Source organism: Tepidimonas fonticaldi (genome assembly GCF_001675355.1).
GTDB lineage: Bacteria > Pseudomonadota > Gammaproteobacteria > Burkholderiales > Burkholderiaceae_C > Tepidimonas > Tepidimonas fonticaldi.
Window position 1 is genome coordinate 50,961 of sequence record NZ_LZDH01000012.1, and the last position, 21,493, is coordinate 72,453.

The 21,493-nt window shown below is 70.7% G+C and carries 20 protein-coding genes and 2 pseudogenes; 8 read left to right on the forward strand and 14 right to left on the reverse strand.

What is annotated here, in order from left to right; all coding sequences use genetic code 11:
• Nucleotides 1-31 precede the first annotated feature (31 nt).
• The 4 genes from can to A9O67_RS02220 are packed head-to-tail and all read right to left on the reverse strand — an operon-like array spanning nucleotide 32 to nucleotide 2,843.
• Nucleotides 32-694, reverse strand: coding sequence for a carbonate dehydratase (can, locus tag A9O67_RS02205; protein ID WP_068606959.1), 663 nt, complete (start codon nucleotides 692-694; stop codon nucleotides 32-34).
• Entirely contained in the window at nucleotides 694-1,875 is a 1,182-nt protein-coding gene (locus tag A9O67_RS02210) for an isovaleryl-CoA dehydrogenase (protein ID WP_068606960.1), read from the reverse strand. Before A9O67_RS02210 ends, can begins: the two co-directional genes overlap by 1 nt.
• A gap of 39 nt (nucleotides 1,876-1,914) precedes the next feature.
• Complete coding sequence (locus tag A9O67_RS02215) at nucleotides 1,915-2,364, reverse strand: PaaI family thioesterase (RefSeq protein ID WP_408033404.1); 450 nt, start codon at nucleotides 2,362-2,364, stop codon at nucleotides 1,915-1,917.
• Nucleotides 2,365-2,420: 56 nt separating this feature from the next.
• Nucleotides 2,421-2,843, reverse strand: a complete 423-nt coding sequence (locus A9O67_RS02220) for a MerR family transcriptional regulator (RefSeq protein WP_068606964.1) — start codon at nucleotides 2,841-2,843, stop codon at nucleotides 2,421-2,423.
• Between the two features lie 182 nt (nucleotides 2,844-3,025).
• On the opposite strand from A9O67_RS02220, the gene A9O67_RS02225 reads away from it, so the two are divergent.
• Nucleotides 3,026-3,970 (forward strand): prenyltransferase, encoded by a 945-nt coding sequence (locus tag A9O67_RS02225; protein ID WP_082955289.1) that lies wholly within the window; start codon nucleotides 3,026-3,028, stop codon nucleotides 3,968-3,970.
• 63 nt (nucleotides 3,971-4,033) lie between these two features.
• On the opposite strand, the gene A9O67_RS02230 is transcribed toward A9O67_RS02225, so the two are convergent.
• The 8 genes from A9O67_RS02230 to A9O67_RS02265 all read right to left on the reverse strand — a co-directional run bounded on the left by A9O67_RS02230 (nucleotide 4,034) and on the right by A9O67_RS02265 (nucleotide 12,359).
• Nucleotides 4,034-4,645 carry a M48 family metallopeptidase gene (locus A9O67_RS02230; RefSeq protein ID WP_082955290.1) on the reverse strand — a complete coding sequence of 204 codons (612 nt, stop codon included), beginning with the start codon at nucleotides 4,643-4,645 and terminating at the stop codon, nucleotides 4,034-4,036.
• A gap of 10 nt (nucleotides 4,646-4,655) precedes the next feature.
• Nucleotides 4,656-5,417 (reverse strand): lysophospholipid acyltransferase family protein, encoded by a 762-nt coding sequence (locus A9O67_RS02235; RefSeq protein ID WP_068606968.1) that lies wholly within the window; start codon nucleotides 5,415-5,417, stop codon nucleotides 4,656-4,658.
• A 2-nt stretch (nucleotides 5,418-5,419) separates the two neighbouring features.
• Complete coding sequence (gene gmhB, locus A9O67_RS02240; protein WP_068606970.1) at nucleotides 5,420-6,040, reverse strand: D-glycero-beta-D-manno-heptose 1,7-bisphosphate 7-phosphatase; 621 nt, start codon at nucleotides 6,038-6,040, stop codon at nucleotides 5,420-5,422.
• 9 nt (nucleotides 6,041-6,049) lie between these two features.
• Nucleotides 6,050-8,176, reverse strand: coding sequence for a glycine--tRNA ligase subunit beta (gene glyS / locus A9O67_RS02245; RefSeq protein WP_068606972.1), 2,127 nt, complete (start codon nucleotides 8,174-8,176; stop codon nucleotides 6,050-6,052).
• The gene (glyQ, locus tag A9O67_RS02250) at nucleotides 8,173-9,093 is read right to left on the reverse strand and encodes a glycine--tRNA ligase subunit alpha (RefSeq protein ID WP_068606974.1); all 921 of its coding nucleotides are present in this window, start codon (nucleotides 9,091-9,093) and stop codon (nucleotides 8,173-8,175) included. Before glyQ ends, glyS begins: the two co-directional genes overlap by 4 nt.
• 12 nt (nucleotides 9,094-9,105) lie before the next feature.
• Complete coding sequence (lnt, locus tag A9O67_RS02255) at nucleotides 9,106-10,710, reverse strand: apolipoprotein N-acyltransferase (protein WP_068606976.1); 1,605 nt, start codon at nucleotides 10,708-10,710, stop codon at nucleotides 9,106-9,108.
• Nucleotides 10,707-11,570 (reverse strand): HlyC/CorC family transporter, encoded by an 864-nt coding sequence (locus A9O67_RS02260; protein WP_068606978.1) that lies wholly within the window; start codon nucleotides 11,568-11,570, stop codon nucleotides 10,707-10,709. Before A9O67_RS02260 ends, lnt begins: the two co-directional genes overlap by 4 nt.
• A gap of 87 nt (nucleotides 11,571-11,657) precedes the next feature.
• Nucleotides 11,658-12,359, reverse strand: a complete 702-nt coding sequence (locus A9O67_RS02265) for a GNAT family N-acetyltransferase (protein WP_082955291.1) — start codon at nucleotides 12,357-12,359, stop codon at nucleotides 11,658-11,660.
• 184 nt (nucleotides 12,360-12,543) lie between these two features.
• On the opposite strand from A9O67_RS02265, the gene A9O67_RS02270 reads away from it, so the two are divergent.
• The 5 genes and pseudogenes from A9O67_RS02270 (at nucleotide 12,544) to A9O67_RS02290 (ending at nucleotide 16,338) form a co-directional block, all read left to right on the forward strand.
• Nucleotides 12,544-14,238, forward strand: coding sequence for an AMP-binding protein (locus A9O67_RS02270; RefSeq protein WP_068607095.1), 1,695 nt, complete (start codon nucleotides 12,544-12,546; stop codon nucleotides 14,236-14,238).
• 46 nt (nucleotides 14,239-14,284) lie between these two features.
• Nucleotides 14,285-14,668: pseudogene (locus A9O67_RS02275) on the forward strand (excisionase family DNA-binding protein); the annotation flags it as partial.
• Nucleotides 14,669-14,672: 4 nt separating this feature from the next.
• Nucleotides 14,673-15,090: pseudogene (locus A9O67_RS02280) on the forward strand (PIN domain-containing protein).
• A gap of 100 nt (nucleotides 15,091-15,190) precedes the next feature.
• Entirely contained in the window at nucleotides 15,191-15,379 is a 189-nt protein-coding gene (locus tag A9O67_RS02285) for a hypothetical protein (protein ID WP_068606982.1), read from the forward strand.
• Nucleotides 15,376-16,338: an MBL fold metallo-hydrolase gene (locus A9O67_RS02290; protein WP_068606984.1), complete on the forward strand. Its 963-nt coding sequence runs from the start codon at nucleotides 15,376-15,378 to the stop codon at nucleotides 16,336-16,338. Before A9O67_RS02285 ends, A9O67_RS02290 begins: the two co-directional genes overlap by 4 nt.
• 12 nt (nucleotides 16,339-16,350) lie before the next feature.
• Here A9O67_RS02290 and ggt read toward each other — a convergent pair whose 3' ends face one another.
• Together ggt and argC are read right to left on the reverse strand one after the other, a co-directional pair.
• A complete protein-coding gene (ggt, locus tag A9O67_RS02295) occupies nucleotides 16,351-18,189 on the reverse strand; it encodes a gamma-glutamyltransferase (RefSeq protein ID WP_082955292.1) in 1,839 nt (612 codons plus the stop codon).
• A 14-nt stretch (nucleotides 18,190-18,203) separates the two neighbouring features.
• Nucleotides 18,204-19,124 (reverse strand): N-acetyl-gamma-glutamyl-phosphate reductase, encoded by a 921-nt coding sequence (gene argC, locus A9O67_RS02300; protein WP_068606985.1) that lies wholly within the window; start codon nucleotides 19,122-19,124, stop codon nucleotides 18,204-18,206.
• A gap of 259 nt (nucleotides 19,125-19,383) precedes the next feature.
• Here argC and sucC point away from each other — a divergent pair, with 259 nt between their 5' ends.
• Together sucC and sucD are read left to right on the forward strand one after the other, a co-directional pair.
• A complete protein-coding gene (gene sucC, locus A9O67_RS02305; protein WP_068606987.1) occupies nucleotides 19,384-20,550 on the forward strand; it encodes an ADP-forming succinate--CoA ligase subunit beta in 1,167 nt (388 codons plus the stop codon).
• A gap of 27 nt (nucleotides 20,551-20,577) precedes the next feature.
• Nucleotides 20,578-21,471 (forward strand): succinate--CoA ligase subunit alpha, encoded by an 894-nt coding sequence (sucD, locus tag A9O67_RS02310; protein ID WP_068606989.1) that lies wholly within the window; start codon nucleotides 20,578-20,580, stop codon nucleotides 21,469-21,471.
• Nucleotides 21,472-21,493 lie beyond the last annotated feature (22 nt).

Here is a 21,493-nt window from a genome sequence, read left to right on the forward strand (position 1 = left end):
GGTCTTTCCTACGGCGGTGGACACCGCGCCATCATGACAGAACGAGCCCGTGGCGTTGCGCGACCCCCTCGCAGGCGGCGCGATGAGCGGCTTCCACCTCGTCGGCGCCGCGCATGGACACGCGCAGGTCCTGCAGCAGGCCGTCCTTGAGGCCGTACACCCAGCCGTGCAGCATGACGGGCTGGCCGCGCGCCCAGGCGTCCTGGATGACCGTGGACTGCGCAACGTGCCGCACCTGCTCGATGACGTTGAGCTCGCACAGCACGTCCAGCCGGCGCTCGGCGGGCGCCACCTGCAGCAGGCGCTGGTGGCGGTCCGCCACGTCGCGCACATGGCGCAGCCAGTTGTCGGCCAAGCCGACGCGTATGCCCTCCAGCACGGCATGCACCCCGCCGCAACCGTAGTGGCCGACCACCATCACATGCTCCACGTGCAGCATGTCCACCGCGTACTGGATGGTGGTCAGGCAGTTCAGGTCGGTGGGCACCACCACGTTGGCCACGTTGCGGTGCACGAAGACCTCGCCCGGCTCCAACCCGGTGATCTGGTTGGCCGGCACCCGGCTGTCGGAGCAGCCGATCCACATGTAGCGTGGCGACTGCTGACCGGCCAGCCCCGAGAAGAACCCCGGGCGCTCGGCCTCCATCCGCGACGCCCAGTCGCGGTTGTGGGCCAGCAGGTGGCGCAGGGGCATTACAGGGTCTCCGCAAACAGCTCGCGGCCGATCAGCATGCGGCGGATCTCGCTGGTGCCGGCGCCGATCTCGTACAGCTTGGCGTCGCGCCACAGGCGGCCCAGCGGGTAGTCGTTGATGTAGCCGTTGCCGCCGAAGATCTGGATGCCGTCGCCGGCCATCCGGGTGGCGGCCTCGGCACACCAGAGGATCACGCTGGCGCAGTCCTTGCGCACCTGGCGCACGTGCGCGGCACCCAGCCGGTCCAGGTTCTTGCCGACGGTGTACAGGAACGAGCGCGCCGCCTGCAGCGTGGTGTACATGTCGGCGACCTTGCCCTGGATCAGCTGGAACTCGCCGATGCTCTGGCCGAACTGCTTGCGGTCGTGGATGTAGGGGATGACGTTGTCCATCACCGCCTGCATGATGCCGACGGGCCCTGCGGCGAGCACCGCGCGTTCGTAGTCCAGCCCGCTCATCAGCACCTTGACGCCGTTGTTGAGGCCGCCGAGGATGTTCTCCGCCGGCACCTCGACGTTCTGGAACACCAGCTCGCCGGTGTGGCTGCCGCGCATGCCCAGCTTGTCCAGCTTTTGCGCGATGGAAAAGCCCTTCATGCCCTTTTCGATCAGGAAGGCGGTGATGCCGCGCGCGCCCAGCTCGGGCTCGGTCTTGGCATAGACCACCAGCGTGTCGGCGTCCGGTCCGTTGGTGATCCACATCTTGCTGCCGTTGAGCAAGTAGTAGCCGCCCTTGTCCTCGGCGCGCAGCTTCATGCTCACCACGTCGGAGCCGGCGCCGGGCTCGCTCATCGCCAGCGCGCCGACGTGCTCGCCGGTGATCAGCTTGGGCAGGTATTTGCGCTTTTGCGCCTCGGTCCCGTTGCGGCGGATCTGGTTGACGCACAGGTTGGAGTGCGCGCCGTACGACAGGCCCACCGAGGCGCTGGCGCGGCTGATTTCCTCCATCGCGATCATGTGCGCCAGATAGCCCATGGCCGCGCCGCCGTAGTCCTCCTCCACGGTGATGCCGAGCACGCCCAGCTCGCCCATCTTGCGCCACAGGTCCATCGGGAACTGGTCGGTGCGGTCGATCTCCGCGGCCCGCGGGGCGATTTCGGCCTGGGCAAAGGCGCGCACCGCGTCGCGCAGGGCATCGATGTCGTCACCAAGCTGGAAATCGAGGCCGGGCAAGTGGGTCATGGGTCGTCTCCTGAAGTGGGAATCGGGGTGGAATGGCGGTCAATAGGTCTTGGGCACCGGCACCAGCGTCTGCTGCATGACCGCGCAGGGGCTGCGCGTGCCGTCGGGGGCCACATGCACCAGCTCCGCCGTGGTGACGATGATGCGCCGGCCGGCGCGCACGACGCGACCGATGGCCAGCAACTCGCCGTCCTGAAAGGCGGCCAGGAAATTGATCTTGTATTCGACGGTGGTGACTTCCATGCCGTCCGGGGCCACGGTCAGGCCGGCGTAGCCCCCCGCGATGTCGGCCAGCGCCCCCATGGCGCCGCCGTGGAAGCCGTCCTGCTGCTGCGTCACCTTGTCCGAGTACGGCAGCGCCAGCGTCACGGTGCCCGGCGCCACATCGACCAGCCGCACGCCCAGGTGGCGCATCATGCCTTGACGGGCGAGACTCGCGGCAACACGCTCGCGCAGCGCGGTCGGATCGGGGTTGGCGGCGGTCACGATGGGGGTCTCCAGCGCAGGATGGACGGGCGCTTGATTGACGTTTACGTAAACGTCAATTATGCCGCTTTTTCGGGCGGGGTCGATCCGTCGCCCAGACGGGCCAGCAAGGCGCGCGCTTCTTTCTCGTGCACCTTGATCTCGTCCAGCGTGGCCTGCAGGTCGGCCATCTGCTCCTCGATCTGGCGCCGGTGGGCGGCCAGCACCTGCAAAAACTTGCGCAACTGCGGCCCCGTGTCGCGGGGGCTGTCGTACATGTCGATCAGGTCTTTGGCCTCGGACAGGCTCAGGCCCAGGCGCTTGGCGCGCAGTACCAGCTTCAGGCGCGTGCGGTCGCGTGCGGAATAGACCCGGCTGCGCCCGCCCGGGCCTTCCCGGCGCGGGCTGAGCAGCCCCATGTCTTCGTAGAAGCGGATGGCGCGCGTGGTCAGGTCGAATTCGCGGGCCAGATCGCTGATGGTGTAGGTGGTGCTGCTCGCCATGGCGGGTGACGGTGAACGGCGGCGCGCCGAGGCGCGGACCGCCAGATTTGACGTTGACGTAAACGTCAATGCAGGCCCGATCTTACGGCAGAGTGCGCCCGGGCGGCAGGGGGCGGGCCGGCGGCACACCGAAAGCGACGGAGCACGTCGCAACACGCCGCGGCTTGGCTATAGTGATACCCATGTCGGTATCCCTCAACACCCCCTTGAGCCTGTCCGCAGGGTGGCGGCTGAGTCGCCCGGGTTTTCTTTGGGTGACCGTGGCCGGCGTGGCGCTGGGCCTGGCGATGGCGGCGGCCTGTGGCTGCGGATTCGACCCGCTGCGCGCGGGCGTGACGCTGGCGCTGGCCGCCATGGCCCACGCGGCGGCCAATGTCTGGAACGACTACCACGATGCGCTGAGCGGGGCGGATGCCCTCAACCCGGCGCCGCTGTCGCCGTTCACGGGGGGCTCGCGCGTGATCCCCGATGGGGCCGCATCGCCCGCGCATGCGCGGCACCTGGCCCTGGGGCTGACGGGGTTGGTGGTGCTGGGCGGGCTGTGGCTGGCCCTGACGGCAGGCGGCGGGTTGATCGCCATCGGGCTGGGCGGCCTGCTGCTCGGCTGGGCCTATTCGGCACCGCCGCTGCGGCTGATGGCGCGCGGCGCCGGCGAGCTGACGGTGGCGCTGGCGTGGTGGCTGGTCGTCCTGGGCGCTTACTACACCCAGCGCGGACAATGGCTGATCGTGCCCATGGTGTCGGCCATCCCCTTTGCGCTGCTGGTGGCGGCCATTTTGCTGGTCAACGGGCTGCCGGACGCCCCCTGGGATGCCCAGGTGGGCAAGCGCACGCTCGCGGTGCGCCTGGGCCCGATCGGCGTGGCAGCCCTGTACACGGCGCTGGTGGTGCTGGCCCACGGGGCCTTGGCGGCCGCGGTGCTGGGCGTGATCGCGCCGGAGACGGCGTGGTGGGGGCTGGCCTCGCTGCCGCTGTCGCTGGCGGCGGCAAGCCTGTTGTGGCGGCATGTGGCCACGGGCCGGCCCGTGGCCACGCTGCGCCCGGTGATTGGCCTGACCATCGGCGCGGCGCTGGTGCATGCGGTGGCGCTGGCGAGCGCCTTTGCGGCCATCGCCCGGTCGCTCTGAAGGCGCGCGCAGATCCGTCTGACACCGGGCCGGGGCCGATCGAGGCCTCCCCGTCGAGAGGGATCAGCCGAGAGCGTAGCGCCGCAGGGCCGCGCGGCGCTCGGCGTAGTCCGGCAGCACCGCAGCAACCAGGGCCCAGAAGGCGGGGCCGTGGTGCATCTCGCGCAGGTGCGCCAGCTCGTGCACCACGACGTAATCCAGCAGCTCCGCCGGCAGGCAGACGAGCCGCCAGTTGAGCGACACCGTGCCCCGCGTGCTGGCACTGCCCCAGCGCGTGCGCGCCGACGACACCCGCAGCGCCGCCGGACGCACGGCCAGCAGCGGGGCGTAGTGGGCCACGCGCGCGGCAAACAGCGCGCGCGCCTGCGCGCGCAGGGCGGGGGTCGGTTCGGGCCAGGCGGGGCGCGGCCGGGTGGCTTGGCGGTGCAGATGGGCCAGCACCCAGGCCGCTTTGCGGCACAGAAAACCTTCGATCTCCGGCCACGTGGCCCAGCGCGGGGCGCGCACGCTCAGGCCGTGGGGGCCAACCGACAGACCGATGGTCCGCCGCGCGCTGCGCCGAAATTCGTACGCGATGCGCACCCCGTGCAGCTCGACCTCGCGGTTGGCGCGCGGATGCGCCCACGCGGTTGGCGTCGCGGGCGGTTGCGGTGGGGCAGCGGGCAGCCGCGACACCCGACAGCCCTTAGGCGGCCAGCGCCGCCTGGCGCTCGTCGCGGTAGGCCTCGGGGTCGAGCCGGCGCATCTCGGACTCGATCCAGTCCTCGACCTCGCGCATCAGCGCTTCGGGGTCGCGGCCCTCGCTCGGGATGGGCCGGCCGATGGAAAACACCACCGTGCCCGGCCGCTTGACGATGGCCCGGCGCGGCCAGCAGCGGCCCGACGTGACGGCGATGGGAATCACGGGCGCGCCGGTCTGCACCGCCAGGCGGCTGCCGCCGGTCTTGTATTGGCCCCGGGCGCCACGGGCGACGCGGGTGCCCTCGGGGAACATGATCACCCAGGTGCCGCGCGCCAGCAGCCGGCGCCCCTGCTCCACGACCTTGTTGAAGGCCTGCGCCCGTTTGGCGCGGTCGATGTGGACCATGTCCAGCCGGCCCAGCGCCCAGCCGAAGAAGGGCACATAGAGCAGCTCGCGCTTGAAGACGAAGGCCAGCGGATGGGGCATGAGCGCCGGCAGGCAAAACGTCTCCCACGTCGATTGGTGCTTGGCCAGCAGGATGGCGGGGGCCGTCTCGCCGACGGGCAGGTTCTCCCAGCCGATGACCTCGTTGCGGATGCCCAGCATCCAGCGCGCGGCCCAGACCTGCAGCCGCACCCAGCCCACGCAAAACCAGTACAGCCGGTTGGCCGAGACGAACGGGGACATGACGACCGCGGCCGTGGCCCATGGCACGACCGTCACCCCCATGAACAGCAGGTGGAGCCAGGAGCGCAGGACATTCATGATCATGGGCGCGCCGCTCCCATCCCCCCGGCGGGCCCGTCCGCCGCGCGGGCCGCTGGCGCATGGCGGGCGATGAGGGCGTCGGCAAAGGCCAGCAGGTCGTCGTGGATGGTGACGCCCTCGGGCAGACCGACCGGGCGGGTGCCATCGCGGTGCACGGCCGACTGACCGGTCAGCACCAGATGGGTATCGCAGCCCGCGGCCACCCCGGCGCAGGCGTCGCGCACCGAATCGCCCACGGCCACCAACTGGGCCGGCGCGATGCCGTAGCGGGCGGCAATCTGCAAAAACAGCCCGGGCGCGGGCTTGCGGCAGTCGCAGGCGTCCTCCGGCGCGTGGGGGCAGAAAAACACGGCGTCGATGCGCCCGCCCACCCCGGCCAGCGCCTTGTGCATGCGGGCATGCACCGCGTTGAGGGTGTCCACGTCGAACAACCCGCGCCCCAGCCCCGACTGGTTGGAGGCGACGACCACGCGCCAGCCGGCCTCGTTCAGACGCGCGACGGCTTCCAGCGCGCCGGGCAGCGGCTCCCAATCGTCCGGGCCGTGCAGAAAGTCTTCCGGATCCCGGTTGAGGGTGCCATCGCGATCGATGACGACCAGCCGCAGGTCACGCACCGCCATGGATCGCCTTCAGGCCGCCAGACGCGAAAGGTCGGCCACGCGGTTCATGGCCTGGTGCAGCATGGCCAGCAGCCCGAGCCGGTTGGCGCGCAGGGCGGCGTCGTCGGCGTTGACCATCACCCCGTCGAAGAAGGCGTCCACCGGCGCCTTGAGCGCCGCCAAACGCTGCAAGCTGGCGGTGTAGTCGCCCGCGGCATACGCCGCATCGGCGGCGGGCTGGACGGCCTGCAGAGCCTGGTGCAGGGCCTGTTCGGCCGGCTCCACCAGCCGGGCCGGGTCCACCTGGGGCTGCACGGCCGCCTCGGCCTTGCGCAGGATGTTGGTGACACGCTTGTTGGCGGCGGCCAGCGCCGGCGCCTCGGGCAGCGCGGCAAAGGCGCGCACCGCGGCCAGCCGGCGCGGCACCTCGCGCAGTTGCGCCGGGCGCAGCGCCAACACGGCGTCCACCTCTTGCGCGCTGTAGCCCTGCTCGCGCAGATTCACGGCCAGACGGTCGTAGAAAAACGCGGTCAGCGCCTCGCGCGGGTCGCGGATGCGGTCGCCAAACACCGGCACGGCGGCGTCGATGAGGGCGGGCAGATCCAGCGGCAGGTCGCGCTCGATGAGCATGCGCACCACCCCCAGCGCATGGCGGCGCAGGGCGTAGGGGTCTTTGTCGCCGGTGGGCAAGCTGCCGATGCCGAACAGGCCAACCAGCGTTTCCAGCTTGTCGGCCAGGGCCACGCACAGGCCGACGGGGTTGCGCGGCAGGTCGTCGCCGGCAAAGCGCGGCTTGTAGTGGTCCTCGATGGCGTCGGCGACCGCGTCGTCCAGCCCGTCGTGCCGGGCGTAGTAGGCCCCCATGATGCCTTGCAGCTCGGGGAATTCGCCCACCATGTCGGTCAGCAGATCGGCCTTGGCCAGCAGGGCCGCCAGATCGGCCTGGCGCACCAGGGTGTCGTCGCCCAGGCGCGCGGCGATGGCGCGCGCGATTGCGCCCACGCGCTCCACCCGCTCGCCCTGGGTGCCCAACTGGTTATGGTAGACCACCTTGGCCAGCCCGAGCACCCGCGACTCCAACGGACGCTTGCGGTCCTGGTCGTAGAAAAACTTGGCGTCGGCCAGCCGCGGGCGCACCACGCGCTCATTGCCGGCGATGACGGCGCTCGGATCCTGCGGCGTGATGTTGCTCACCACCAAAAAGCGGTGGGTCAGCCGCCCCTGCGCATCGAGCAGCGGGAAGTACTTCTGGTTGGCCTTCATCGTCAGGATCAGGCACTCCTGCGGCACTTCCAGAAAGGTCTCCTCGAACTGGCAGACCAGCACGTTCGGGCGCTCGACCAGCGCGGTCACCTCATCGAGCAGCGCGTCGTCCTCGATGGGCCGGCAGCCGCCGCCCACGCGGGCCGCGGCCTGCGCGAGCTGGCGCTGGATCTCGGCGCGGCGCTCGGCAAAGCTGGCGATGACAGCACCGTCGCGCGCCAGGGTCTCGGCATAGGCGTCGGCGTGCGGCAGCTCGATCGGGTCGCGCGCCGCCTCGAAGCGGTGGCCATGGGTGTGGCGCCCGGCGGTCAGCCCCAGGGCCTGCACCGGCACCACCTGGTCCCCGTGCAGGGCGACCAGACCGTGCGCAGGGCGCACGAAGTGCACGCTGCTCCAGCCGTCGGCCAGTTGGTAGGTCATGACCTTGGGGATGGGCAAGCGGCGCAGCGCCTCGTCCAGCGCCTTCTGCAGCCCGACGTCCAGGGTCACCCCGGCCACCACGCTGTCCCAGAACAGCGCCTCGGCCTTGCCGTCGGGCTGGCGGCGCAGCCGCGCGGTCAGCGCCGCGGGGTCGGACGTGTCCACGCCCAGGCTGGTCAGCTTCTTGAGCAAGGCGGGCGTCGGCTGGCCCTGCGCGTCCAGACCCACGGCCACGGGCATCAGCTTGAGCTGCACCGCGCGGTCGTCCGCCTTGGCGCGCACGCCGCTCAGGTGGGCGGCCAGCCGGCGCGGGCTGGCGTAGGGGGTCAGCACGGCATCGGCATCGACCAGGCCCTGGTCGCGCAGCTGGTCGGCCAACACGCGGCCAAAGGCCTCGCCCAGGGTCTTGAGCGCCTTGGGCGGCAGCTCTTCGACGAACAGCTCCACCAGCAGGTTTGCGGTCCGGGTCGTCATGCGGCCCCCTTTTTCTCGAGCTGACCGAGCACATCGTCGGCCCAGGCGCGCGGCGCCATCGGGAAGCCGAGCCGCGCGCGGCTGTCCAGATAGCTCTGGGCGACGCTGCGCGCCAGGTTGCGGATGCGGCCAATGTAGGCGGCCCGCTCGGTCACGCTGATCGCGCCGCGCGCATCCAGCAGGTTGAAGGTGTGCGCGGCCTTGAGCACCTGCTCATAAGCCGGCAGAGCCAGTTGCTGTTCCATCAGGTGCTTGGCCTGCCGCTCGTGCGCGGCAAACGCAGTGAACAAAAAATCCGGGTCCGAGTGCTCGAAGTTGTAGGTGGATTGCTCCACCTCGTTTTGGTGGAACACGTCGCCGTAGGTCAGGCCGGGCGCGTAGGTCAGGTCGTAGACGTTTTCCACGCCCTGCAGGTACATGGCCAGCCGCTCCAGGCCGTAGGTGATCTCGCCGGTGATGGGCTTGCAGTCGATGCCGCCCACCTGCTGGAAGTAGGTGAACTGCGTCACCTCCATGCCGTTGAGCCAGACCTCCCAGCCCAGGCCCCAGGCACCCAGCGTGGGGTTTTCCCAGTCATCCTCGACGAAGCGGATGTCGTTGCGCTTGAGGTCGAAGCCGAGCGCCTCCAGGCTGCCCAGGTAGAGTTCCAGAATGTTGGCTGGCGCGGGCTTGAGCACCACCTGGTACTGGTAGTAGTGCTGCAGGCGGTTGGGGTTTTCGCCATAGCGGCCGTCCTTGGGGCGGCGGCTGGGCTGCACATAGGCGGCTTTCCACGGCTCCGGGCCGATGGCGCGCAAAAAGGTCGCGGTATGGCTGGTGCCCGCCCCCACCTCCATGTCGTATGGCTGCAGCAGCGCGCAGCCCTGGGCGTCCCAGTACGACTGGAGCTTCAGGATGATCTGTTGGAAGGTCAGCATAAGCGCCCGATTCTACGGCGCGCTCCGGCGCGGCCACCCCAGCCGGCCCAGCGCCAGCACCGCCACACAGGCGGCCGCCAGCGGCCACAGGCCCCAGCGCGCGGCCCAGGCGGCATAGGGCGTGATGCCGGTGCGGGCCTCGACGGTCGCGTCCAGCACGCCACGCTGCCCGCGCGGCAACTCCGCCACCACGCGGCCGCGGTGGTCGATGACGGCGGTGGCACCGGTGTTGGTGGCGCGCACCATGGGCCGGCCCAGCTCCAGCGCCCGCAGCCGCGAGATGTGGCGGTGCTGGTCGATGGCCACCGTGTCCCCAAACCACGCGATGTTGCTGACGTTGACCAGCACGGTGGGGGCCGTGGCCGGATCGCGAAAACCCGCGGCCAGTTCCTCGCCGAACAGGTCCTCGTAGCAGATGTTGGGCGCGATGCGCTGCCCGGCCCACGCAAACGGCGGCTGGGGCAGCGCGCCGCGGTCGAAATCCCCCAGCGGGATGTGCATCAGGTCGGTAAACCAGCGAAAGCCGCGCGGGATGAATTCGCCAAACGGCACCAGATGGTGCTTGTCGTAGCGGTAGCGGCTCAGCGCCGCGAAGGGGTCAGGGCCCGCATCGGTCGCCGGCTCGTCCGGCGGCCAGCCGACGACCGAGTTGGTGTAGCCATCGGTGAAACTGCCCAAGGGCACGCCCAGCAGCACCGCCACGCGGCCGGCGCGCACGGCGCCCGCGAGCGCGTGCCAGTAATCGGCGTCGATGTCCTGCGGCAGCACGGGAATGGCCGTCTCGGGCGCGACGACCAGGCCGCCCGCCAGCTTGGGGTCGGCACTGGCGTGCACGATGGCCTGCCCGTACCAGCGCAGTGCCAGGGGCACGCCGGCCTCGGTGTCGAATTTTTGGTCTTGTGCGATGGCACCCTGCAGCAACCGCACGGGCAGGGTGCCCGCGGGCCGGGTGGCGTCGGGCAGCGCCGCGACCAGCCCGGGGCCGGTGGCGGGCACCGCCCACAGGGCCAGCGCCAGCACGCCCGCCCCGGCGCGCAGCGCCGTCCCCCCCAGTGCCAGCGCCGCGGCCAGCGCGGCCGACGCCGCGCCCATGCCATAGACGCCCACCCAGGGCGCCAGCCAGCCCAGCGCCTCGATCTGGGCGTAGCCCCCGGCACCCCAGGGGAAGCCGGTCCAGAGCACGCCGCGGGCCATCTCGGCCAGCGTCCACAGCGCGGCAAAGGCCCCCACCCGGGCTGCGACGCCCGCGTGGCGCCAGCGCCACCACAGGGCGGCGGCCAGCGCGTAGTCCAGCGCCAGAAAGGCCGCCAGCGCCAGCACGGCAGCGACCGCCAACGGCGCGGCCAGCCCGCCGTAAACATGCATGGAAACGAACAGCCACCAGAAGGTGCCCGCCAGCCACGCGAGGGCAAACCCGCCCGCCCGCACCGCGGCGGCGGCAGCGGTCGGCGCGCGGGCCAGCAGCGCAACCAGCACGACCAGACTCGCCCCCTGCAGCCCGGCCACCGGCTCGCCGGGGCGCAGCCACGCGCCAAGCGCCAGGTCGAAGGGCCACGCCAGCGCCGCCGCGTGCGCCAGCCCGGCCAGCACGAGCGCCGCGCCGACCCGCCCCCTCATGCGGCCGTCTGCCGCGTGACCTTGAACCAGCGCACCGCGCCGCCGCGCGCGTGCTGCACCTGGAACACCAACCCCGCGGCCTGGTGGGACTCGCCCCGCCGGGGCACGCGCCCCATGGCGTGGGCCACATAGCCGCCGATGGTGTCGAAGTCCGCCTCCGGCAGCGCAACCTGGAACCACTCGTTGACGCGCTCGATGGGGGTGTCGCCGCTCACCCGCCAGGTGCCGTCGGCCAGCGCAAAGATGTCGCCCTCTTCCTCGTCCTCGTCGAACTCGTCCTCGATCTCGCCGACGATCTCCTCCAGCACGTCCTCGATGGTGATGAGGCCGGCGACCCGCCCGAATTCGTCGATGACGATGGCCAAGTGGTTGCGGTTGCCGCGAAACTCGCGCAACAGGTCGTTCAGGCCCTTGCTCTCGGGCACGAACACCGCCGGCCGCAGCAGGGCGCGCAGATTCAGCTCGGGCGCGCGCTGCAGCTTGAGCAGGTCCTTGGCCAGCAGGATGCCGATGATGTTTTCGCGCTCGCCCTCGTAGACCGGAAAGCGCGAATGCCCGGTGTCGATGACGGTGTTGAGCAGCTCGGCGTAGGGGGCGTGGATGTCGAGCACGTCCATGCGCGGGGCGGCCACCATGACATCGCCCGCGGTCATGTCGGCGATGCGGATGACGCCCTCGAGCATCACGCGCGACTCGGCGTCGATGACGGCGTTGTCCTCGGCCTCGGCCAGCGTCTCGATGAGCTCGTCCTTGGAGTCCGGCCCCGGATGCAGAAACTCGGCGAGCCGCTGCAGGAAACTGCGCTTGTCCTCGTGCCGCACGCCTGCGTGCGGCCCCGGAGAGTGGGAAGAATCGGCCACGGGTGTGGTCAGGGGTTGCGACGGGCCCTAGGATACAACAGGCTCATGTCCCTGGCGTGTCCCCTTGCCGTGTCCCCGCGTCGGGCGTCAGCCGCGCGCGGCCAGCCAGCGCACCAGGCGCCGCCAGCCGCGGCGGCAGGCCTTGAGCCAGTAGTCGGTGCGGGCCACCTCCTCCTCGATGAGTTCGCTGACGTGCGACTCGAAGTCGGCCGGCGGCAGCTCCAGGTGGCACTCGCTCTCGCCCGCGTGCTGGACGACCGCGGCCCCGGCGCTGCGCGCGATGCGCAGCATCGGCGCGTTTTCGCTCAGGGCATGGATGTACAGGTAGCGCACCCCGTGGTTGCGCGCATGCACGACCGCCCGGCCGAACAACTGGTGACCGTAGCCGCGGCCGCGCGCATGGGCGCTGACGCTGACGCCAAACTCGGCGCTGTCGCTGCCGCGCTCGGGCGACACCATGTACGCCAAATGCGCCATGGCGATCAGCTCCAGCCGCCGGTTGAAGATGCCAAACACCTCGTCCAGACCAAACCGCAGGCCATCGACGTAGCGGCGGATGTGCTCGTCCTGCGCGGCGTAGCCGAAGCGCAGGTAGCGGTCGCGCTCGCCCAGGGCGAGCAGGTGGCGCAGGATGGCGTCGCGGTGCTGGGCTTCCAGGGTGCGGATCGGCGCGCGCGGGCGCCGCACCCGCACCGGGCCGGGGTCGGTGGCGGCCGGCAGATCGCGCACAGGCACGCGCTCGCCGCGCAGGGGCGCGGCGACGTGGGGCGGCGGGGCGGAGACGACCATGGCCCACACTATACGGCGAATCGCCCGAAACGGTTAGGGTTTTCCCGTATGCCCTCACATCGCGGGGACGGCCGGCGCACCCCGCGCAACTGTGCCGCCGGCGACAGCTTCTAGGGGCATCCCCTGAGCCGGGCGGCGCGGGGCACCGGCCACAATGGGCAGCCCACACGATCACGACGCCGCCATGCAAAGAATTTGGCTATCGAGCTACCCCCCCGGCGTGCCCGCCGACATCGACCCGACCCAGTACGACTCGCTGGTGAGCCTGCTGGAACAGGCCTTCCGCCGGCATCCGCAGGACCCGGTGTCGGTGTGCATGGACCGCTGGATGAGCTACGGCCAACTGGACCGCTACAGCGCTGCGCTGGGTGCGTACCTGCAGTCGCTGGGCCTGCCCACGGGGGCGCGCGTGGCGATCATGCTGCCCAACCTGCCGCAGTTTCTGATCACCATGGCGGCGGTGCTGCGCGCCGGCTACACCTGCGTCAACGTCAATCCGCTCTACACCGCGCGCGAGCTGGAGCACCAGCTCAAGGACTCGGGCGCGGAGGCCATCGTCATCCTGGAGAACTTCGCCCACACGCTGGAGGAGGTCATCGACCACACCCCGGTGCGGCACGTGGTGGTGGCCAGCTTTGGCGATCTGCTGGGTTTTTGGTATGGGCGATGGATGACCTTCCTGGTGCGGCATGTGGCCAAGCTGGTGCCGGCGTTCAAGCTCCCGCTGCAAGGGCCCGGGGGCGCGCGCACCATCGTGCCCTTCCGCCGGGCGCTGGAGAGCGGCCAGACGCAGGCCCTCAAGCCGGCGGCGGTCAACCGCGACAGCATCGCCTTCCTGCAGTACACGGGCGGCACCACCGGCCTGTCCAAGGGCGCGGTGCTGACGCACGGCAACATCATCGCCGCCATTCTGCAAGCCGAGGCGTGGTTCACCCCCGCGCTCAGCAAGGTGGGCGACCCGCGGCACGCCAACCACATCATGGCGCTGCCGCTCTACCACATCTTCGCGCTGACGCTGATGCTGCTGGTCATGCGCCAGGGCGCGCACGCCACCCTCATCCCCAACCCGCGCGACATCCCCAAGTTCGTCGAGGTGCTCAAGAGCCGGCCATTCCACGTGCTGCCCGCGGTCAACACGCTGTTCAACGGGCTGTTGAACAACGCGCGCTTCCGCCAGCTCGACTTCTCGTCACTGGTGCTGTCGCAGGCCGGCGGCATGGCCGCCAGCGAGGGCACGGCGCGACAGTGGCAAAAGGTCACTGGCTGCGCCATGATCGAGGGCTGGGGCATGAGCGAGACCTGTGCCATCGGCACCAACAACCCGGTCACCAACACCGAGTTCACCGGCACCATCGGCCTGCCACTGCCCAGCGTCGACATCGCCATCAAGGACGACGACGGCGCCGACCTGCCGCCCGGCAGCGTCGGCGAGATCTGCATCCGCGGCCCCAACGTCATGACCGGCTACTACAACAAGCCGGAGGAGACGGCCAAGGTCTTCACCTCCGACGGCTACATGCGCACCGGCGACGTCGGCGTCATGGACGAGCGCGGCTACATCCGCATCGTCGACCGCAAGAAGGACATGATCATCGTCTCGGGCTTCAACGTCTACCCAACCGAGATCGACAACGTCGTCTCCACCTGCCCCGGGGTGCTGGAGTGCGCCGCCGTGGGGGTGCCGGACCCGCACTCCGGCGAGGCGGTCAAGCTCTACGTCGTGCGCAGCGACCCGACGCTGACCGAGGAGCAGGTGATGCGCTTCTGCCACGACAACCTGACCGGCTACAAGCGGCCCAAGTACATCGAGTTCCGCGAGGAGCTGCCCAAGAGCAACGTCGGCAAGATCCTGCGCCGCGAGCTGCGCGGCAAGACCTGATCCGCGGCGTGGGAAGGAAGGGGCGACGAGAGAAACGAATGACGGATCGGCCGTGCTGCAGACCCGCGCGGGCAGCCAGTGCATCGACTTCCGCGACGAGCAGGGCGGCGTGCATTCCGTAACGCTGCCGGCACCGGTGCTGCGCCTGCTGCTGGACGTGCTGACCGAGATCGGCCAGGGGCACGCCGTCACCCTCATCCCGCTGCACGCCGAGCTGACGACGCAAGAGGCGGCCGACCTGCTGCAGGTGTCGCGGCCCTTCCTGGTCCAGCTGCTGGAAAAGGGCGAGATCCCGTTCCACCGCGTCGGCCGCCACCGGCGCGTGCGCTACCAGGACGTGCTCGCCTACAAGCAGCGCATCGACGCCGCGCGCGGCCAGGCGCTCGACGAGCTGGCGGCCCAGGCCCAGGCGCTCGGCATGGGCTACTGACGGGATGGGCGCGCCGCCGACCGCCGTCTACGACGCCTGCGTGCTCTACCCCGCGCCGCTGCGCGACCTGCTGATGCACCTGGCGCTGGCCGATCTGGTGCGGGCGCGCTGGAGTGCACGCATCCACGAGGAATGGATGCGCAACGTCCGGGCGCGCCGGGGCCGAGCTGATCGTCACCTTCAACCTGCAGGACTTCCCCGCCGAGGCGCTGCGGCCCCATGGCCTCGTGGCGCAGCACCCGGACGACTTCGTCACCGACCTGCTGGACCAGCAACCGGCGCGGACGCTGGAGGCGGCCGCCCGCCACCGCCGCTCGCTGCGCCACCCGCCCAAGACCGCCGAGGAATACCTCGACACCCTGCGGGCGCAGGGCCTGACGCAGACGGTGGCGGTGCTGCGCCGCTGGACGTTCGCGCTGTGACCGATGCCCTCGCGCCGCCCGCGCACGCCACGCTCCGGCCCGATTCGCCCCGCCAGCCGGCTACACTGGTATCCATCCGGCAACGTCGTAGGGATGGGCGATGACGAGCGAACTCGACCTGCGCGCCGTGGTGCTGCTGTTGGGCGCCATCGGCGTGCTGACCTCGGTGGTGCTGCTGCATCTGTGGCGGCAGAACCGCGAGCTGCTGCCCGCCGCCGCGTGGTGGGCGGCTGGGCCGCTGGTCATCTTCGTCGGCACGGTGCTGATGGGCTTGCGCGGGGTGAGATGAGCACGCACCACCCTGCCCTGCCCGCCGGCGTGCGCGTGTTCGAGCGCGGCTGGCTGTCGGCCAACAATGTGCTGTGCGAGGGGCCGGAAGGCACGGCGCTGATCGACAGCGGCTACGTCACCCACGCCGCGCAGACGCTGGCGCTGGTGGAGCAGGCGCTCGGCGGGCGGCCGCTGGGCCGGCTGCTCAACACCCACCTGCACAGCGACCACTGCGGCGGCAACGCCGCGCTGCAGGCCCGCTATCCCGGTCTGCGCACCGCCATCCCACCCGGGGCGGCCGACGCCGTGCGCGCCTGGGACGAGGATCGCCTGAGCTACCGCGCCACCGGGCAGGACTGCGCGCGCTTTGCCTTCGACGCGCTGCTGGCCCCGGGCGCGACGGTGACGCTGGCCGGCCGCGCGTGGCAAATCCACGCCGCTCCGGGCCACGACCCGGACGCGGTGATGCTGTTCGAGCCGGCCAGCCGCACGCTGATCAGCGGCGACGCGCTGTGGCAGCACGGCTTCGGCGTCGTCTTCCCGGAGCTGGAGGGAGAACCCGGCTTCGACGCCGTGGCGGCGACGCTGGACCTGATCGAGCGGCTGGCGCCGTGCGTCGTCATCCCCGGCCACGGCAGCCCGTTCGGCGACGCGGCGCACCGCGGCGGCGGGCCGGCCGCGCCGGTGGCGGCGGCGCTGGCGGTTGCCCGGCAACGGCTGGCGCAGTTCGTGGCCGACCCGGCGCGACACCGGCGCTACGGGCTGAAGGTGCTGCTCAAGTTCAAGCTGCTGGCGTGGCAGCGCCAGTCCCTCGCCGCGGTGCGCGCCTGGGCGCAGGGCGTTCCCTACCTGGTGCGCCTGCACACCGCCCACGGCGGGGGCCAGCCCTTCGACACCTGGCTGCAGGACCTGATCGACGACCTGTGCGCCAGCGGCGCGGCGCGGCGCGAGGGGGACTGGCTGGTGGACGGCGGTTGAGTTTTCCCTGCGTCAATCCCCCATCACCACGCCCTCGCGGCGCGGATCGGCGCCGCCAAACCAGCCGCTGCCGCTGCGCTGGATGGCCTGCAGGCCGCTGGTCATGTCCATCTCGCGCACCTCGTGCCCGCGCGCCTGCAGCGCCTGGACGGTGGCGGCGGGGAAGCGCCCTTTTTCCAGCAGCGTGGGGCCGTTGGTGGAGCCAAAATTGGGCAGGTCGATGGCCTGCTGCGCATTCAGCCCCCACGCCAGCGTGCCCAGCAGCGTCTTGGCGGTGTAGTGGATGATCAACGCCCCGCCCGGCGAGCCGGCGCTCATGACCAGCCGGCCGTCGCGGCGGTCGAACACCAGCGTCGGGCTCATGCTAGAGCGCGGGCGCTTGCCCGGCTGCACCCGGTTGGCGATCGGCGTGCCGGCGGCATCGGCCGGCGCGAAGGAGAAGTCGGTCAGCTCGTTGTTGAGCAAAAAGCCGCGCACCATCTGCCGCGCCCCGAACTGGTCTTCGATGGTGGTGGTCATGGCCAGCGCGCGGCCCTCGGCATCGACGATGGAAATGTGCGAGGTGCCGTACTCGGGCTGATCCGGCTGCGGGGCTTGGGAGACGCGCAGCGGCGCGGGCTGGCCGGGCTTGGCCTGCTTCATGGACTGCGCGCCGATCTGGGCGGCGCGCTGGCGCAGATAGGCCGGGTCGATGAGGGTGCGCCAGTCACCGCCGGGCGCGGCGACGAAGTCGGGGTCGGCCACGTACTGCGCGCGGTCGGCAAAGGCCAGCCGCGCGGCTTCGGTGTAGACATGCAAAAAGTCCGCCCCCGGCAGCCCGTCCTGCAACGGCGCGGCCACCGGCGTGTGCTCCAGCATGCCCAGCATCTGCAAAATGGCCAAATGCCCCGACGACGGCGGCGGAAAGCCGCACAGGCGGTACTGCCGCCAGTCGGCGCACAGGGCCTCGCGCACGGCGGGGCGGTAGGCGGCCAGATCGGCCTCGGTCAGGCGGCCGGGGTTGGTCGGATGGCCCTGCACCTTGGCCACCACATCGCGCGCGATCGGGCCGCGGTAGAACGCATCGGCGCCGCGCGCAGCCACTTCGCGCAGCACGGCGGCCAGCTCGGGGTTGCGCACACGGGTGCCCACGGGCCAGGGCTGGCCGTCGGGCTGGTAGAAGTAGCGGGCCGCCACCGGGTCGCGCTTCAAGTGGGCCTCGGTGCGCAGCAGGCCGTGCAGGCGCGGGCTGACGGGGAAGCCCTCCTCGGCCAGCCGGATGGCGGGCTCGAACAGCTTGGCCCACGGCAGGCGGCCGTGCTGGCGGTGCGCCAGCTCCAGCATGCGCAGCGTACCCGGCACGCCGACCGAGCGGCCGCCCACCACCGCGTCGTGAAAGGCCATGGGCGTGCCGTCGGGTTTGAGGAACAGGCGCTCGTCCGCGCCGGCGGGGGCGGTTTCGCGCCCGTCGTAGGCCTGGATCTGCCGGCCGTCCCAATGCAGCAGGAAGGCCCCGCCGCCAATGCCGCTGGACTGGGGTTCGACCAGCGTCAACACCATTTGCACGGCGACCGCCGCGTCCACCGCGCTGCCACCGGCCTTGAGCACCTGGTAGCCGGCATCCGTGGCCAGGGGGTTGGCAGCCGCGACCGCAAAGCGCTGCGTGGCCCAGCCCGGCTTGGCGGCGCTGCCCGTGGCAGCCTCCGGCTGGGGTGGAACGCGGTAGTCGAAGTCGCGCGGCGGGGCCGCGCAGCCGGCCAGCCACGCGGACAGCAGCGCGCCGCTCAGGGCGCCCAGGGCGGACAGCGCACGCCGGCGCCAGCCCCGCAAGGGGTGGGCGCTTGCGCGCCGGTCGTGGGGGTCGCGGGTCATGGTCGGTCTCCTCGTCAGACGTCCAGCATCAGCCGCAGATTCTGCACCGCGGCGCCGCTGGCGCCTTTGCCCAGGTTGTCCAATCGAGCCACGAGCAGGGCGTGGCGGCGCGCGTCGTTGCCGTACACCCGCAGCTCCAGCCGGTCGCTGCCGGCCAGGGCCACCGCGTCCAGCTTGCCATCGGCGGTGGGCGGCTCGACCGACACCCACGCGCTGCCCGCGTAATGGGCCGCCAGCGCGTCGTGCAGATCGGCCGGGCGCACCTGGCCCGGCAGCGCATCCAGATGCAACGGCAGCTGCACCAGCATGCCCTGCGCAAAGTTGCCCACGGACGGCACGAACAGCGGGCGGCGCTGCAGGCCGGTGTAGGCCATGATCTCCGGCAGGTGCTTGTGCTCCAGCCCCAGGGCGTACAGCTCGAAGGCGGGGGCGCGGCCGGATTCGTACGCCTCGATCATGGTGCGCCCGCCCCCGGTGTAGCCGCTGACGCTGGGCAGGCACAGGGGGTGGTCGGGCGGGATGAGGCCGGCATCGACCAGCGGGCGAATCAGCGCAATGGCCCCCGTGGCGTAGCAGCCGGGGTTGGCCACGCGGTCGGCCGCGCGGATGGCCTCGGCCTGCCCCGGTGCCAGTTCGGCAAAGCCATACACCCAGCCCGGGGCCACCCGGTGCGCGGTGGAGGCGTCGATGATGCGCGGCGCGCGCCCGGTCTCGGCCCGCAAGGCGTCGATCATGGCCACGGACTCGCGCGCGGCCTCGTCGTGCAGGCAGAGGATGACCAGATCCGCCTGCGCCATGCGCTCGCGCTTGGCCTGCGGGTCCTTGCGGCGCTCGGGGTCGATCGACAGCAGCGTGACGCCGGCCAGCCCCTGCAGCCGCTCGCGGATCTGCAGGCCGGTCGTGCCGGCTTCCCCGTCGATGAAGATGTGGGCCATCGCGATACTCCACGGGGGTTGCCCCCCATTGACAAGGTCAAAATCCCGCCCGACGGGACGGCGCGGCCCGTCAGCTTCGCACAAGGTTTGTGCGACGCACCATGATACAGTTCGCGCTGTCCCGCGCTGGCCCGCCAGCCGTGGCGCCCCATGCTGGGGCGCTGCGCACTCGTGCACGCGGCGGCGCGAGCGGTCTGGCCGACCCCTCGCCTGCTGCCGGGCGGACCTCCCGTCAGACGCCACTTCAGACAGGAACCACATGAAGATTCACGAGTACCAAGGCAAGGAAATCTTGCGTCAGTTCGGCGTGCCGGTGCCGCGCGGCATTGCGGCGTTTACGGTGCAGGAGGCGGTCGAGGCGGCCCAGAAACTGGGCGGACCGGTCTGGGTGGTCAAGGCCCAGATCCACGCCGGCGGCCGCGGCAAGGGCGGCGGCGTCAAGGTCGCCAAGAGCATCGACCAGGTGCGCGAACTGGCCGGCCAGATCCTGGGCATGCAACTGGTCACGCACCAAACCGGCCCGCAGGGCCAGAAGGTGCGGCGCCTGTACATCGAAGACGGCGCCGATATCCAGAAAGAGTATTACGTGTCGGTGGTGACCGACCGCGCGACGCAGAAGGTGGCGATCATCGCCTCCAGCGAAGGCGGCATGGACATCGAGGAGGTCGCCGCGCACACGCCCGACAAGATCGTGAAGATCTTCGTCGATCCGCTGACCGGCCTGACCGACGCCCAGGCGCGCCAACTGGCCGAGGGCATCGGCATGACCGGCCACACGGTGGACCAGGCGGTGACGCTGCTGCAGAACCTGTACCGCTGCTACATGGAGACCGACGCGTCGCTGGTGGAGATCAACCCGCTCAACCGCGACAGCCAGGGCAACCTGATCGCGCTGGACGCCAAGTTCAACTTCGACTCCAACGCGCTGTTCCGCCACCCGGAAATCGTCGCCCTGCGCGACCTGGACGAAGAAGACCCGGCCGAAATCGAGGCCTCCAAGTTCGACCTCGCCTACATCAGCCTGGACGGCAACATCGGGTGTCTGGTCAACGGCGCCGGGCTGGCGATGGCGACGATGGACACCATCAAGCTGTTCGGCGGCGAGCCGGCCAACTTCCTGGACGTCGGCGGCGGCGCCACGGCCGAGAAGGTGACCGAGGCGTTCAAGATCATGCTCAAGAACCCCAACGTCAAGGCCATCCTGGTCAACATCTTTGGCGGCATCATGCGCTGCGACGTGATCGCCACCGGCGTGATCACCGCGTGCAAGGCGGTCAACCTGAACGTGCCGCTGGTCGTGCGCATGAAGGGCACCAACGAGGACCTGGGCAAGAAGATGCTGGCCGAGTCGGGCCTGCCCATCATCAGCGCCGACACCATGGCCGAAGCCGCCCAGAAGGTCGTCGCCGCCGTCGCCGGCCGTTGATTGGCCCTGCCGAGAGGAAAGCGCATCATGTCCATCCTGATCAACAAAGACACCAAGGTCATCACCCAGGGCATCACCGGCAAGACGGGCCAGTTCCACACCGAAAAGTGCCAGGAGTACGCCAACGGCAAAAACTGCTTCGTCGCCGGCGTCAACCCCAAGAAGGCCGGTGAGAAGATTTTCGACATCCCCATCTACGCCTCCGTGAAAGAGGCGGCGGCCGAGACGGGTGCCACGGTCAGCGTCATCTACGTGCCGCCGGCCGGGGCGGCGGACGCCATCTGGGAGGCGGTGGAGGCCGACCTGGACCTGGTGGTCTGCATCACCGAAGGCATTCCCGTGCGCGACATGCTGATGGTGCGCAACAAGATGAAGGCCAAGGAGGCCGCCGGCGGCAAGAAGACGCTGCTGCTGGGGCCGAACTGTCCGGGCCTGATCACGCCGGAGGAAATCAAAATCGGCATCATGCCCGGCCACATCCACCGCAAGGGCCGCATCGGCGTGGTGTCGCGCTCCGGCACGCTGACCTACGAGGCGGTCGCGCAGCTCACCGAGCTCGGGCTGGGCCAGTCCAGCGCGGTGGGCATCGGCGGCGACCCGATCAACGGCCTCAAGCACATCGACGTGATGAAGATGTTCAACGACGATCCGGACACCGACGCCGTCATCATGATCGGCGAGATCGGCGGGCCGGACGAGGCCGAGGCCGCGCGCTGGTGCAAGGAGCACATGAAAAAGCCGGTGGTCGGCTTCATCGCCGGCGTCACCGCCCCCCCGGGCAAGCGCATGGGCCACGCCGGCGCGCTGATCAGCGGCGGCGCCGACACGGCCGAGGCCAAACTCGCCATCATGGAGGAGTGCGGCTTCAAGGTCACGCGCAACCCCTCCGAGATGGGCAAGCTGCTCAAGAGCCTGCTCTGACCGCACGGGCGGCGCTACACTG